This is a genomic window from Pantoea sp. SGAir0180 (assembly GCF_043546245.1).
Genome location: NZ_CP028071.1, coordinates 2,611,946 through 2,626,358, shown reverse-complemented (window position 1 = coordinate 2,626,358; position 14,413 = coordinate 2,611,946). Strand labels below are relative to the sequence as shown.

The 14,413-nt window shown below is 48.2% G+C and carries 13 protein-coding genes; 7 read left to right on the top strand and 6 right to left on the bottom strand.

Features of this window, described 5'->3' with window-relative positions:
* The first annotated feature begins 103 nt into the window (after positions 1-103).
* Positions 104-550, top strand: a complete 447-nt coding sequence (locus C1N58_RS12310) for a hypothetical protein (protein ID WP_394549826.1) — start codon at positions 104-106, stop codon at positions 548-550.
* 1,760 nt (positions 551-2,310) lie between these two features.
* On the opposite strand, the gene C1N58_RS12305 is transcribed toward C1N58_RS12310, so the two are convergent.
* Positions 2,311-2,520, bottom strand: coding sequence for a hypothetical protein (locus C1N58_RS12305; protein ID WP_033738740.1), 210 nt, complete (start codon positions 2,518-2,520; stop codon positions 2,311-2,313).
* A 1,532-nt stretch (positions 2,521-4,052) separates the two neighbouring features.
* Here C1N58_RS12305 and C1N58_RS12300 point away from each other — a divergent pair.
* The gene (locus tag C1N58_RS12300) at positions 4,053-5,654 is read left to right on the top strand and encodes an ArnT family glycosyltransferase (RefSeq protein WP_394549825.1); all 1,602 of its coding nucleotides are present in this window, start codon (positions 4,053-4,055) and stop codon (positions 5,652-5,654) included.
* 30 nt (positions 5,655-5,684) lie between these two features.
* Here the strand turns inward: C1N58_RS12300 and C1N58_RS12295 are convergent, their stop codons facing one another.
* Positions 5,685-6,128 (bottom strand): ECs1072 family phage-associated protein, encoded by a 444-nt coding sequence (locus C1N58_RS12295; protein ID WP_039342951.1) that lies wholly within the window; start codon positions 6,126-6,128, stop codon positions 5,685-5,687.
* 947 nt (positions 6,129-7,075) lie between these two features.
* Here C1N58_RS12295 and C1N58_RS12290 point away from each other — a divergent pair.
* The gene (locus C1N58_RS12290) at positions 7,076-7,267 is read left to right on the top strand and encodes a hypothetical protein (protein WP_110267797.1); all 192 of its coding nucleotides are present in this window, start codon (positions 7,076-7,078) and stop codon (positions 7,265-7,267) included.
* 255 nt (positions 7,268-7,522) lie between these two features.
* On the opposite strand, the gene C1N58_RS12285 is transcribed toward C1N58_RS12290, so the two are convergent.
* Complete coding sequence (locus tag C1N58_RS12285; RefSeq protein WP_164483040.1) at positions 7,523-7,678, bottom strand: hypothetical protein; 156 nt, start codon at positions 7,676-7,678, stop codon at positions 7,523-7,525.
* Positions 7,679-7,960: 282 nt separating this feature from the next.
* On the opposite strand from C1N58_RS12285, the gene C1N58_RS12280 reads away from it, so the two are divergent.
* Positions 7,961-9,589 (top strand): ABC transporter substrate-binding protein, encoded by a 1,629-nt coding sequence (locus C1N58_RS12280; RefSeq protein ID WP_367143238.1) that lies wholly within the window; start codon positions 7,961-7,963, stop codon positions 9,587-9,589.
* Between the two features lie 278 nt (positions 9,590-9,867).
* Here the strand turns inward: C1N58_RS12280 and C1N58_RS12275 are convergent, their stop codons facing one another.
* Both C1N58_RS12275 and C1N58_RS12270 read right to left on the bottom strand, forming a co-directional pair.
* Positions 9,868-11,412, bottom strand: coding sequence for a methyl-accepting chemotaxis protein (locus C1N58_RS12275; protein WP_033738753.1), 1,545 nt, complete (start codon positions 11,410-11,412; stop codon positions 9,868-9,870).
* Positions 11,413-11,424: 12 nt separating this feature from the next.
* Positions 11,425-11,694 (bottom strand): hypothetical protein, encoded by a 270-nt coding sequence (locus C1N58_RS12270; protein WP_039342942.1) that lies wholly within the window; start codon positions 11,692-11,694, stop codon positions 11,425-11,427.
* Between the two features lie 138 nt (positions 11,695-11,832).
* Between C1N58_RS12270 and C1N58_RS12265 the strand changes: the two genes are divergently transcribed.
* Positions 11,833-12,540, top strand: a complete 708-nt coding sequence (locus tag C1N58_RS12265) for a DUF1868 domain-containing protein (RefSeq protein ID WP_033738758.1) — start codon at positions 11,833-11,835, stop codon at positions 12,538-12,540.
* Positions 12,541-12,897: 357 nt separating this feature from the next.
* Here the strand turns inward: C1N58_RS12265 and C1N58_RS12260 are convergent, their stop codons facing one another.
* The gene (locus C1N58_RS12260) at positions 12,898-13,068 is read right to left on the bottom strand and encodes a hypothetical protein (RefSeq protein WP_033738761.1); all 171 of its coding nucleotides are present in this window, start codon (positions 13,066-13,068) and stop codon (positions 12,898-12,900) included.
* Positions 13,069-13,284: 216 nt separating this feature from the next.
* Between C1N58_RS12260 and C1N58_RS12255 the strand changes: the two genes are divergently transcribed.
* Positions 13,285-13,419, top strand: a complete 135-nt coding sequence (locus C1N58_RS12255; RefSeq protein WP_255421286.1) for a hypothetical protein — start codon at positions 13,285-13,287, stop codon at positions 13,417-13,419.
* A gap of 118 nt (positions 13,420-13,537) precedes the next feature.
* On the top strand, positions 13,538-14,230 hold the full coding sequence (locus tag C1N58_RS12250; protein ID WP_233255754.1) for a hypothetical protein: 693 nt from the start codon (positions 13,538-13,540) through the stop codon (positions 14,228-14,230).
* Positions 14,231-14,413 lie beyond the last annotated feature (183 nt).

The window sequence follows — 14,413 nt, the reverse complement described above, 5'->3', positions numbered from 1 at the left end:
GTGTTTTGTTGTGTATTTCATCAGTAAAGTTTATACCCTTAAAAACTGAGTCAGATACCGATATATATAAGAGGCTGGTTGACTCACTTAAGGAAATTAAACTATGATGAAAACGTTGAAAGCCTCTATCTTAACTGCTTCTGTAATAGCATCTTTTTCAGCTATGGCAGATTGGCAACCCTATAAAACTGTTTCTTTAGATGGATATAATAATACGGTTCCCGGTGGGAATCTTTATTACGAAACTAATGTGGCTTCTGGAGTCTATCGTTTCCGTATTGATTCGGCTTCGGTAGGGATTGATTATGCCACTGGACAAGCAGGAAATACAAACTCAAAATCTGCCGCATTAAGAACTTACGATCGTACAACAACTGCAGATAAAACCGCCTCTGTAAGCTATTATGGTTTAAACAATGATGGGCTTCAATCTTCATCTCTTATCCATGCTTTTCCCCAGGGCGGCGGGTTTGACTTGTATTTAGAAGACTGGCAACGTGCGGGTGATTCTGGCTCTGTTAATGTGATTATTGAAAAGTGGCAGAATTAATTTTTCGGTAAATTTTTATTAAAATCAAGCGCTCTTTTTTTTCTATAACTTATATAGGGCGCTGTTTTTTTCAACTCACGTTAATGTAAAAATCGTATCGAAGATATGTCTGATAGCCTCGTAAGTGTAAATATTCAAAGAAAATTACAGAAAGAGGCTGGAATGGATTTTTTTTTCTCAAGATATAACTGAGAATTTATTGAATCGCCATAGGTTTTTACAGACATCTTAGTATTATTTAATTTGAGTTAAGATATATGTCCATGAATGGTAAGTGTTATCCTAAAATGTTTGAAATTTAAGCGGAAAAACAGGTCGTTGATTGCACTCATTCTGTTTCCATGGTAGCAGCATGTCTCTATATCGTCACGCATACTTTTAATGCCTGGATAAAGAAGGACGGTCTTGATTCTTCGTTTAATAATGTACAGCAAGAAGCTAAGGCCGAGAGCCCCTGACTCCAGAAGTAACGGAAATGGGTTATCGATAAACGGTACATGATAAAGTTATGCAGTGTACTTCGTGAATTTGCCCGACAGAGAATTAGTTCCTGTCCATGACAATACGCTTTACTGGGCTGTTCGTCTTTTCTATCAGATAATGGATGCTCATCGCAGTGACTTTTAAATCTTCCTTCACTATATAATGGGAGTCTATACCCAGAGAGAATTTTAAAAGCGCAGGCTTTTTATTTACGAAGGTTTAACTTCACATCTGATTTTTGTATGTTAATTTATCTATCGATAAATAATTGATTTGAATGTTATTTTTAATAATTAATGACGGTTTGAAGGTTGCGCATTGAAAAAGGCTGGCTGTTGCATTTGATGCGATTTGCTACAGACATACTGTCTTCGCCATCATTTTGTCATATTTTTAAGTTCATACTCACTAGTGCGGTGTTGAACTACCAATACTGCTGAAAAATGGCTTCGTTGGCAAGGAATGACAGCTGATTGCTATCCACAGCACCCTGGAAGAGCATTTTTAGCGCCTGATGCAAAGCAAAATGGTGCTGTCTAATAAGCGTTTTACACTTACCACACCATACTTAACGATAATGTTAGTCTTTTTTCAGCTTTTTAAGCGCTGCGCTAAGAAAAAGACATGCATTAATTATGCTTTATAAGCTGACATGCAGTACCCTTGGAATTAATCACGTAACGTTCATAGTGAAATTGATTAAGCTTGTTGCCGTATTTAGCACTGGAAACACTATTGCGCTGGTCCACGATTTTTTTCTTATTGCTACAAGGTATACCCATTCAGAACTCGCTAGCGGATATAGGGTTATCGGGGTTGTGACAGATGTCAGTAAGCCACCTCGCAGTTAAAGTCGATGACGGAGAAAAACATAATGCAGCCATTAAAGAGTGAGAACCGGCCAAAGCTGACCCCCGCAATGCTGTTACTGCCATTCGACATTTTAATGCTGTCTCAGCGTTTCGCTAAAACGGGTCACAATAAGCATGTATCAAAAGACCGTAATTTACTCGCTTCAATCAGAATGTCTCCGCGAGTGATAAACGTGGTGCTTTGTGTCGTTCTGCTACTGCTTACGGGCTGTACCGGCACGCTGAACTGAGATGTATAAGGATTTTGACGGGTCAGGCAGCACTATACCCGGTTTTACTGGAGGGATTTCCAGCGTTATTCAAAAAGCAAGACGTGAAAAAACACCTACTGACTGTCGTTGCGTGTATAAAAACGCGGTTAGCGTCTCGATCGTTAAGACCGCAGTCAGCAGGCAAAGAACAGAATTACTCTGGGTCGGAGACCGAAGCGGAAGGCTTCAGTTTAACGACAAAGTGTTCTTTTTTTAGAATTTTTGCCCCTTTATCACACCAGTGATCGGTGAATCTGAAAAACTCATCCGTGGTCAATTCAAAACACAACTCAACATTCTTAGCCAGTCCTTTGGACAGTAATTCATTAGCCTGTTCTAAAGAGTGGGCTTTTGTCGTTTTCATGTAACAACTCCAGTGTGTTTAAGAAGAGCGTGTATAACCCCTCAGAGAACCTATCACAGGATGATGACAATTATACGACGATGTAAAACATACGTGGGTCCGGCGGAAGAGAATTCAGTGAAACCAGGAGAAGGGGTGAACTGGCACCAGGTGCTGTACGTGGAAAGGCAGATCGGCTCAGCTTGCAGCGCAGCATACTTGGTTAGTATCAATTTTTCTGATGGTTTTATTCTTTCCGGGGGCAGGGAATCAGTCTGAAGGCGTTTGGAAACGACGTGCTTGCAGAGCATAATGCTGCTCAGGTGTTTGTGTGGTTAATTAAAGGTGATGAACAAAAAACTCAAGCGCAATCCGAAGTTAGCTTGAGAGGGTTCTCGCTTATGTATCTGATTACAAAGTGATAATGCTCCCTTTGCTATCCTTTAGTATAGTTTTTTTTGATCTAAAGTCTAGTTGTTATGAAGGGGGTTAAGGTTCAACATAATTTATGATTTAAAAAAGAAACCCCCACACCACTAGTGGCCTCGGAAACCTCAAGGGTTGATGTGAGGGTGGCTAACACAGCCAACACCAGGGAATACTCCGCGCTCATCATACACTTTTTATAAGAAATAGATAAATTTTTTTGAATGGTTATCAGCCCTGCTCGTTACAGGGCTTTTTTCGTTTAAGCATCTCATAATGCTTCTTAGTCAATGGGCGACTTGCCTCGCTCTGGCTCATATCTGCACCTTTTCAGAAAGGCGTTAGATCCTGTGATCGTATTGCTGCACAGGGCACTTAGAGACGTTCGTCTTTAGGTCCGAATAATAGGTGATTTAATGGTGCCTCAGCTGACTTATTGACAGGAACATTTCTTGCACTTCGAGCTTTCATTTAAACGGGAACACTATGCCAGATGCTTCTGCTTTAGTGATGCGTTTAACACGTCAATCATGATCAGATCCCGTAATTGAACCGGACCCATAAGTCATTATTCCGTTCTTTACATTCATCTTTTTAGATTTGGTGGTGGCTCCTCATCAGTTCTTATCCTCAATGTCAGTCTGGGCTAAGCGTTTAAACTCAAAGCGCAGAATGTTTATTTCTCGTTTACTTCCGCTTCTTTATCTTATTAACAGTGAATTTTTTGTAAGCCCGGAGCTCCGGATGTTCAAATCCTCGCACTAATAAGCGCTTATAAACTTCAAAAAGTGCTGAGCGGATAAAGGGATTCAGCATTTTGCTTAAGAAGCACATTTTGCATCTTTATTGGGTCGTTTCTGTAAAGATTTTTGCGAACAGACATAGAGCTTATACACCGTATTTTTACTCTAAAAGTCGGTAAGACAAGCGAGTAACGCGTGAACACAAAACATTTTCAGGTTATTTTTCCTGCAACACGGGCCGCTGCCCCGGATGCATTTATACCTCTGACATCCACAAACAGCAGCGAGACTCGCACGCAGCGTATTCTGACCATCTTTCCTGTCTCGCAGCAAATTCCCTTATTTTTATGCTTTATTGTTTTTAGCTGCTGGTTATTACCAGGATTGGTAGGACATGAACCGTGGAAGCCTGACGAAGCTTATACCTTTGGGTTAATTCGCCACATCGCGCAGACCGGTGACTGGGTAGTGCCTACGCTGGCAGGTGAGCCTTTTATGGAAAAGCCGCCGCTCTATTTTGTGGCGGCGTCGTTTTTCCTTCGGCTGTTCAGTCCGTTATTAGGCGAGCCGGATGCAGCGCGTCTGACTACAGGCTTCTTCATCCTGATCGCCTGTTACGCTATTGCACTATCTGCCAGAGAGTTACTGGGTAAAGGCGCCGGACGCTGGGCTGTTCTTATTCTCTTTGCCTGCGTCGGCTTTCCCATTCGGGCGCACCAGATGATTACCGATACGGCCTTACTGGCGGGAGGCGCCATCGGCATTTATGGTTTCGTGTTGGGGATTCGACGCCATGTTGCTGGCGGCATTGTACTGGGCGTGGGTGCTGCCGTTATGTTTCTCTCAAAGGGGCTACTGGGTCCCGGGATTCTGGGAGTAACGGCAATGGGGTTACCGTTGCTCAATACTGAATTTCGCAACAGGCGCTACGTCATCTTTTGTGCCATTGCTTTTTTGGTTTTTTGCCCGCTGGTCGCGCCCTGGCTTTACGCGCTCTGGATGCGTTCAGAAAAACTGTTTTCAACCTGGCTTATGGTGAATAACTTTGGCCGATTTGACGGTACCGCCAGACTGGGTCCGAAAGCGAAGCCGTTCTTTTATCTTAAATTGCTTCCGTGGTATGCATTTCCAGCGCTTCCTATGGCGGTATGGTGGTTATGGCGCTGCGGGGCAAACGGCATTAGTCCGGCAGTCAAAGTCCTGTTGACGTTTTTTGTGGCGGGGTTTGCTACATTGTCTGCCGCCGCAGATGCACGCGAACTCTATGCCATGCCGTTGTTGCTGCCACTGGCAATATTAGCGGCGGGGGCGTGTCAACGAAAAGCGGAGTGGGCTGAAAAATTGCGGCCCTGGTCTCTGGGCCTGTTTTGTCTGCTTCCTGCAGTGATGTGGGGCGCGGGGATCATACTGATAACCGGTTGGCCTGTCCCGTTATGGAATAAGTGGGTGGCGCCAGGCGCACCTGGATTTATGCCTGAGTTCCATCCGCTTATGTTTAGCGTGGCACTGCTGGTTACCCTGATGATGAGTGGCATCGTGTTTTTCCATCGGGCAGCGCGACAAAGCCCCTTATATATTTTCACCAGTTGTATAACCCTGTGCTGGGTGTTGGCCATGACACTCGGCATGCCTTATCTGGATTATACGAAGCGTTATTCAGACGTCTTTATCCCGATGCGAGCCTGGCTGCCTAAAGATGAGTGCGTAGCCAGTCGGCACCTTGGCGAGCCACAGCGTGCGTTACTGGAGTATTACGACGGCTTAGTCACGCTAAGGGAAGGAAAGCACAGAGGTGCCTTTCGCTGTCACTGGCTTCTGGTACAGCACGATAAAAAGCATCCGCAGGAATTTGTGGATGGCACGCTTGTCTGGCAGGGGGAAAGACCAGCAGATAAAGAAGAAAGTTACCAACTTTATCGGCTTGATGGCCAGGACATTTTTTCTTTAGCGCCAACGGTGCCTGGGATAGTCTCACAGGCACAGTGATATCACCTACGGCATCCTGTTACGTTTGTCTCAGGGAAGGGACAGATGTACCTCGTTTTCCTTAGGTGCCCAGTCTCTGTCTGAAAACTCATCAAGGGGATAAGAGACATTTCGCAGTCCCTGCGTGCCCAGAAAGTTTCTGACGCCCTCCTGTAGATTGCCATCGCGAAACAGTTCTGCGATAACAAAAAGTGCATCAGAAAGTGAAAGGGTTCTGATTTGTGCCGGTAACCAGTTCGTGCGCGTAAAGATCAAATGATAAAGCGCTTCTTCGCCGGATAACGGGAAATAACGCGTGCCAAATTGTTTACGATGTTTATCCAAAATGATTTCAAGAATAAATATCTGCGCGGTGCGTTGTTTCACCTGGTTAACCATCAGATTATCGGAATGGCTCATATCCAGCGTTGAGGCATCATTGTTCTGCTTAACGCGCGTTTCGATAGCATTCCAGAGGTTGTCATACTGATTCATAGCTTGCCTTGTCTGAAGTTAACGTTTTCATAACAAAGTTAGCAGAAGTCAGACGCAGGGCAAAGATCGCTGACCTGAACATCGCAGGCCTTCCGTTAAAATTTTCAGGTCATTGCACGTTCAGATACCGCTTAGCGATGTGACTCTGCAACGAAGAGATAAGGCAGAGCCGGTAGAGGGCGTTATGATATTGACCAAAATGGCCACGAATGGCCATATCGTGGATTTCCCGCGCAGCTAATGGATGACACCGGATGTCGTCAGGCAAAGGGCACAAAAAGCAACGCTGAATGCAGCAAAACCAACCAGACCTATTACGACGAAACCGAAATTTCTCATATCGACCTCCACCGTGTCCACATGGCACCTTACAATCATAAGTCTGGTGGGAAAATAAGTATATACTGTAAAAAAAGACATAGAAAATGGCATTGAGAGGGAGTTGATTTCATTCTTAACAGCTTAATGATTTATTGTTAATCATCTATTTTACTGATTTCAGCACGTGTTTTTTGACCCGGGTGTGATATTAACTTTTATTTTGTAATGCGGTTGTTTTATTAGTGAGGGGGTTTATTTTAATTAGTGCTGTTTTTATCTTTTTTTAATTGATAACTTTAATTGAAATGGATATCAGTAACGGATTGTATGATGAAGTAAACGATTACTCTGCAGGCTTCAGCTTACCTGCTAAAAAAGTCAGGCATTTTATTTATACTTTTAAAAATAGCAAACCCAGCCTGGTGGCTGGCTTTGTTTTTTAATCACACCTTTCATCTGTAGAATATATAATTTCAATTTTCAGGAGATTTTCTTTGAAATAAAAAATCAATATTATCATGCTTTATTACTCTTCACAGAAATACAGATGGATTTCTCTGAGTAGCAAAAAAACAACCCAATTCAGGCTCACCGTGATGTAAGGTGCGTCTGCCCGGGCGGTCGTCATGCCGTACATTCTCACGCACTTCCTGACTGTGGCAGATTTCCCGAGGCAGGCGATAACGGGTAAATTCACTGATCAGTTACTGATTAAAGCGAATGGTGTTGACGTGGCGGGAGCTGTGATGCAGCCACGTGAGCTGCTGTTCTCCTGGCAGGGTAAGGTGAATGAGGTTGCCGGGCGGATCCCGTCATAGCAGATTAGCGCGCGTATTAAAATGTCCGCGCCGCGTACGGCCAAGGCGATCGGTCAGGATGATCAGTAAGCCCAGCGTGTTATCGGCCGGCGCACCTCGTCTGCCAGCGGATCGTGTCATACGCTGAGTTGTCAATTTAAGTTCCAGTGCAGTATTTCGCAGTTGTCGCGCGCATCTGGCAACACAGGTGTGAATGCCAGAATGATTTTGATTAGGGAAGCAGGACGGCTTCATGAAGAGACCGTCCTGGGTTCTTTAGCCGTGCGGGCCACCGCCCGGACCACCACCGGGTCCGCCGCCCGGTCCCATATGCCCTGGGCCGCCACCGCCCGGTCCCCAGAACGGCCAGACACAGCCCGACAGCGCCGAGACGCTGGCTAACGCAATCACTAAAAGGATGACTTTTTTCATACAGGCTCCAGATTGATATCCCATTACTCTATCAATTTGGCTGTGTCGAGGTGTGAAGCGGGTGAAAAAGGGTTGCTGGCATAGTGTAAAAGTTCTGTTAATCGCAACGGGGCAAACGGCACAGCCCGTTTGTCGTTTTGCATCAAAACTGTGCAGTGATAACGCTTTTTACCACCTGACCTTTGGCAGACTGGCGCAGTACAGCGTCTCGCCTCTGGCCCATAAATTGCAGCAGTGCTGGCGCAAAGTCGCATAATAATTTATCCAACAGGAGTCAGACGAATGCCAGTAAGCCGTTCATATGTTGCCCATTTGTGTGGGTCGGTAATTTTTTCAGGGCTGCTATCCTCCTTTCCCGCCATAGGGGCAAATGTGCCAACGGGAGTAACGCTGGCTCCCTTACAGGAAATTGTGCGCGGTAATGGTGCTGAACCTGCCACACTGGACGTCGAAAAAGCGGAAACGAATGATGCTTTTTCAATTCTTAACGATCTGTTTGAGGGGCTGGTGCAGACCACGCCCGACGGTAAGGTGGTGCCCGGGCTGGCAGCCTCATGGGAAACGGCGGATAACAAAGTCTGGACCTTTCACCTTCGCCCGGATCTGACCTGGTCCGATGGATCGCCGCTGACCGCACAGGACGTTGTATTTAGCTGGCGTCGTCTCACCGATCCCAAAACGGCTTCGCCTTATGCCTCTTTTGCCAGCTATGCCCACATCCTCAATGCGGATGCGGTAACGGGCGGAAAAAGCCCGACTGACAGTTTGGGGGTTAAGGCACTGGACGACCATACTGTTCAGGTCACGCTCGATCAGCCGGTATCGTATTTTTTGCAGTTTGTCGCTCATCCTTCCCTGTTCCCGATTAGCGAAAATAATGTCAAAAAGTTTGGAGAAACCTGGACACGGCCCGGCAATATGGTCAGCAGCGGAGCGTTTAAGCTGGACCAGTGGGTGGTAAATGAAAAAATTACGCTCGTCCGTAACGATCGCTATTGGGATAACGCACATACGGTAATTAACAAGGTCACTTTTTTACCGATCAACGATGTATCCGCAGAGCTTAATCGCTATCTTGCGGGCGGCATTACCATCACGGATAACATCCCTGCCGTTGACTTTCCTCGTATGAAAAAAGAGCGGCCAAAAGAGGTGCGCAGCACACCGATATACAGCGTGTTCTATTTTCAAATTAATAACCGCAAGCCGCCCTTTACGGATGTGCGTGTGCGGCAGGCGCTCAACCTGGCGCTGGATAAAACCATTATCGCTGATAAAGTCATCGGTATGGGCCAGCAACCGGCCTGGGCTATGCTGCCCTTATCTATGGGGGAGGTGACGCTCAAGGCACCAGCATGGGCGGGCTGGACGCAGGAACAACGGGTGAAAAAAGCCCAATCGCTGCTCAGTGAAGCCGGTTATTCCGCCAGCCATCCTTTAACTTTTACTCTGCTCTACAACACCAATCAGGATAATCAACGTATCGCGATCGCTGCCGCGTCGATGTGGGGGAAAGTGCTGGGCGCCCGGGTCACCCTGCAAAACCAGGAGTGGAAAACCATGGTGGATAATATGCATCAGGGGCAGTTTGATCTGGTGCGCTATACCTGGGTCGCCGATTACAGCGAACCGTCCACCTTCCTTAACACCTATCGTACCGGCGACAGTCAAAATACGGCGGGTTATGCCAGCCCGGCCTTTGATGCCGCTGTAAAAGCCGCAGGCATGGATACCAGCCTGGATGCCGTGACCCGGGATTATCAAAAAGCCAGCGATATTATTGCTAATGATACGCCAGTCATTCCGGTCTTTTACGGCGCTCTGAATCAGATGGTCAGTCCAAAAGTAGGCGGCTACGCGCCGTCGCATCTGCGTTTCTACTATACCAAAGACCTGTATCTGGTTAAGTAACGTAGTCTTTGTGTCTGATGTTCTCAGCACGACGAAAATGTCCGGGGTCGCTCATCGACCCCGGCGAATGTAAGCGACATGAAGATAGCGAAGGTGGCAGCCCGGTCCCGCACATACTGAAAACCATAACAGCATGTCCGATATTCACTGTTGGTCAGTGCGATTTTTATACAAATGAAAAAAGCCCGGCATCCGGGCTGGTGGTGATACGATAAAGAGGGCGGATTGCTGCCCTCAGGCGAAAAACGTTGAGTAACCGTCTCGCCGCGTCATGATAATCAGACCCGGAAGGTTTCCACCATGCCCCGAAGCGCATGGGCCTGAACTGACAGGGACTGTGACGCGGAAGAAGACTCTTCTACCAGTGCTGCGTTATTCTGCGTCACGCTGTCCATCTGGCTGACCGCCACGCTGACCTGAGAAATACCCTGCATTTGTTCTGAAGAGGCCAGCGACAGGTTGTCCATTGCGCTGGCAAGCTCTCCGACCATGCCGACAATCTTCATGATGCTTTCGCCCGTGCCTGACGCCACTGCAACACCGCTTTCAACCTGGCTTACGGCCTGTTCAATTAACGTTTTGATATCGCGGGCTGCGGTAGCGCTGCGCTGCGCCAGCGTTCGGACTTCGCCCGCCACCACGGCAAAACCGCGTCCGCCTTCTCCGGCGCGTGCCGCTTCCACTGCCGCGTTGAGCGCCAGAATATTGGTCTGAAAAGCGATGCTTTCGATTACCGCGGTGATGTCCCGCACTTTGGTCGCGCTGATGGCAATCGCGTTCATGGTATCCGACATGCGATTCATATCCGTTTCGCCGGAACGGGCAAGTCGGGCGGTTTCGCGCGCGGATTCAGCCGTCTGCTGCGCACCAGCGCTGTTGCTTTTCACCGTGGCTGTGAGTTGCTCCATGCTGGCGGCAGTTTCCTGCAGCGCGGCGGCCTGCTGCTCGGTGCGTGAGGACAGTTCGGTATTGCCCTGGGAAATTTCATCGGCGGCCTGAGCAACAGTAGTGGAGGCATGTTTAATCTGCGACACCAGGCCGCGCAGATTTGCCTGCATGGTATCCAGAGAAGCGAGCAGACTGCTCCTGTCGTGGCGGCGTAACGTAACGGACGTAGTCAGATCACCCGCCGCAATCGCGGCGGCCAGCTGCTGGGCCTGAGCCGGCTCTCCACCCAACTGCGCCATCAGTTTCCTGCTCATTAACACACAGATCACGGCGCCAGAAATCAGGGACGCCAGAACCAGAAAAATAAAGATCTTAATGATGCGGCTGACAGAGTCATTGCTCTTCTCTGCCGTTTGCTCTGCAAAGGCCCGCTGCATCTCGGTCAGTTCATTAAGGCTGCCAATAAGGATTTGCTGGGGCGGGCGGACAACATTGGTCAGATAGTCCGCCAGTCCGGTCAGTTGCCGCTGTCTGCCCATTGTGGCCGCTGTCGCCAGGGTGGTAAGCGCGGCGTTTTCATTTTCCTGCACTTTTTTAAGCAGGCCGAGCTCTTCGGGGTTTTTGTTGATTTCAATCAGCGAGGCCAGTTCAGCGCGCTTTTGTGTATAAACGGCCTTCTGGCCCTCGAAACGGCCCCATTCATTCTCGATGGCTTTGGGATCAGAAAACAGGGCCATATTCCTGACTTCGACCAGCATATTTCGCAGGGCCGTTCCCGCATCATTCGCCAGCGTGACTTTTTTCAGATTAGTGTTGACGATTTCGTTGATATTTTTTCGGGCTTCAAGCAGATGATTCAGTGCAACCCCAGAGCTAATGACGAAAAACAACATTAAAAAAGCAAATCCAGCAGATAATCGCGTCGATACTTTCATTTTTCACCCCAGTTAAGATTTTATATGGCCCATGATGTTTTCGGCAAAAGCCTTCCGGGCATAAGCGGTAAATGGCGTGAAATTTGTTGCAGAATGAAACTTCATCGCACGCGCGTGCGACGTGGGTAGCCAGCACAGGAATACAACGTCTGTCCGGCGCAGCAGGGTAAAGAGACATAAAATTTTAACAGTCTTTGCGCGCCCCTTTCCGCTGCTGATATGCAGCCACCTTGCACGACGGCGTTCGTTGCCTGCTTCGGGCAGCGCAATAAAAACGGTCATGTTTCGGCATTATTGTCATAAGCCCGTGAGGCCACACTTTTCAGGCGTGGACGATCATGTTGTGCGGCGCTGTCTTTTGTTGTGCGAAGCACGCGCGCCTCAAACGCAGGCATTTATCCATTGATTAGGGCAGAAGCTATGTCAGAAGTGCTTGAGTACGACGGCTGGAAAGAGAATGCTATCGGTGAAAAATTTGCGGCTGATGGTGCATATTTGCCTTTCAGAGGTAACACGCTCATTTGCCAGTTGGATCAGGGAAGCGAAATCGTTAGCGTGATCTCTGAGATGGTGGAGGCCATGAAGGCGGAAGGACTGGCACGGTGTTATACCTTTCTGCCGTCGGCGAGCTACCACATGACCGTCTTTAATGGTGCGAATGACAGGGCGCGTTATTTGCCGGCCTGGCCCGCAGACCTGAGCCTCGATGCGCCCATGTCGGCGTGCGATCGGTTATTTGCCCAAAAGCTGACCGACTTTAGCGTAACTGAATTTCCCGTAAAAATGCGGATTGGGGCTGTTGTATTAAAGCGCGGCGTCTCGATCTCGTTGGCACCAATGAATCAGGCGGAAGAAACAAAAATTCGCGGGCTGAGAGATCGTCTCAGTCATGTCCTGCGCTGCAGACGACATAATCATGATGTTTACGAGTTTCATATCAGTGTGTCATATCTGATTAACCCGCCGGTCGCCGAGGAGTGCCGCCTCCTTCAGAGGTTAAGAGCGGTTTATCTGGAAAAGCTTATGCGGGTTTCTCCGATCATTGAACTGAATGCACCGGCGTTTTGCGTGTTTGAGGATATGACGGAATACAGACCGGTTTTCCGGCTGTCGTCGTCCATTCAGTAGGGCAGGAGAGGTTGACGTTAAAGCGGACTGCCATGGGGGTTGTCAGTCCGTTGCGCGTTACTGAAATAATCATGTATTGAGATACCGTGTTCGCGCCAGGTCTTATATTGCCTGAAAATGCTTTCGTTATCGTGTGCCACAGATATGACGGGGATTATATCCCGTATCCGGTGTGACGATACCTTTAAACGCGGTGTGAACCCACATTGTGCAATTGTTACAGCACGCAGCAATATGACCATTGCCGTTAAATACTACGCAGGAGTAATGTCGCGGATGATGGTTACGTGCATAAAGTTCAAGCCACAGGTGGGCTTCTGCGCAGACATAAAAAAAACCGGCACATGGCCGGATTTTTTATGCCTGCGGCTGACCAACCGGCCCTTTGCCCAGTGGACCGCCAGGCACTGACTGACCGCTTGGCGCATGCGGGCGACCATCGTTGCCGACGGCGCTGCTGTCCTGCTGACAACCCGACATCATTAAAAGACTGGAAACAATTAACAGACCGCTCAAAATGCTTTTCATCTCTTTCCCTCGTGATTAACACACTTAAAAAACAGCTCGCCTGATAAGTCTGGTCGGTATTTTCGCTAAGTCAATGTAGCGAAAAAAAAGTGCGTGATATCAATGCTTTTGTGAAAGCGGATACGTGCAGCGCCATCCCACGAGGGGAAGCCGCTGTGCTTACCCGCTTTTTGTGAGCCAGACTTAGTGTTCGGTTTGCTAACCAGAGAGGCCTGTATGACAGAAAGACCAGTAGAGGGTGATCATCCGGATTATCAACCGGGGAAAAAAAGTCCGTCACAAGGCGGCACCGACGGCGCGGAAGATGATGTAACCCACGCGCCTGAATCCGGCGATAAACAGCCAGATTAAGTCTGCCGGCCCACCTGCGTGAAGTGGGCCGGAATATATCCGCTGTAGAAAGTGCTGTATTTCCCCGCTCGTCTGGCTATGCTGTGGACACCTCGTTCAGGGACATTCAGGAGAGAAGGTGAAAAAGGCGGCTTATTTTGACACTCTCTATGCAGACCGAAACAGTGAAACCCTGCGGCTGTGGCAACAGGAAAACAGGCAAGCGCATCACCATGCTGAAAAATTCTTTTACCCTGACGGGCTTAAAGCGCTGAGCTGTGGAATTTTGCCTGATCTGAATCCCGACATCCTTGCTCTTCTTGACGACATCCGCCGTTTAACCCGCGATGACCCACTTGCAGAGGTTATGCAGGCAAAAAACTTTCATGTCACCTTCCTGCCGCTTACGCCAGCCCGTTATCACGAGCGCCAGCAAATCCCGATGATAAGCGAAGTGACTGGCACCTTCCGCCAGTGCGTAACGGATTCATCACTCAGGGTGGAGGGATTGCGTTTGCTCGCGCTTCCCGATCAGCTGTTGCTGGCAGGTTTTCCTGACGGCAGCGCAGTCGCGCAAAGAGCTGCGTTCTGGAATGCGTTGATGTCATCAGCGACGTGGCGGGATTTACTGCTCGAAAGGCACGGTGGAAAAACGACCCCGCCTGAATTCTGGCATACGACGTTGCTTCGCTATCGCGCTGCCAGCTTGCCCGACTCGCTTAAATCGTATTTTATTGACAATATGCACCGTAGGTATGGGAGCGTAGCTGGCGATATCCGGCTGGTCTTTGCGGTTTATAACTGGGCTAATCCAGAAACGATAACGATGTAAACAGGTCGGGTGGTCATGAACGATTATAAGCGTTCAGGTTGAAAGCCATGACAGAAATACGAAGGTTTAATCGTAATTCTCACTTTCATAATGAGGTGAATAACGCTCATCAAGCACTTCCTGAATCAGAAGCAAGATGAGAATGAGCAGTAATAATAAAATGATGCCGGTCATGACTAATTT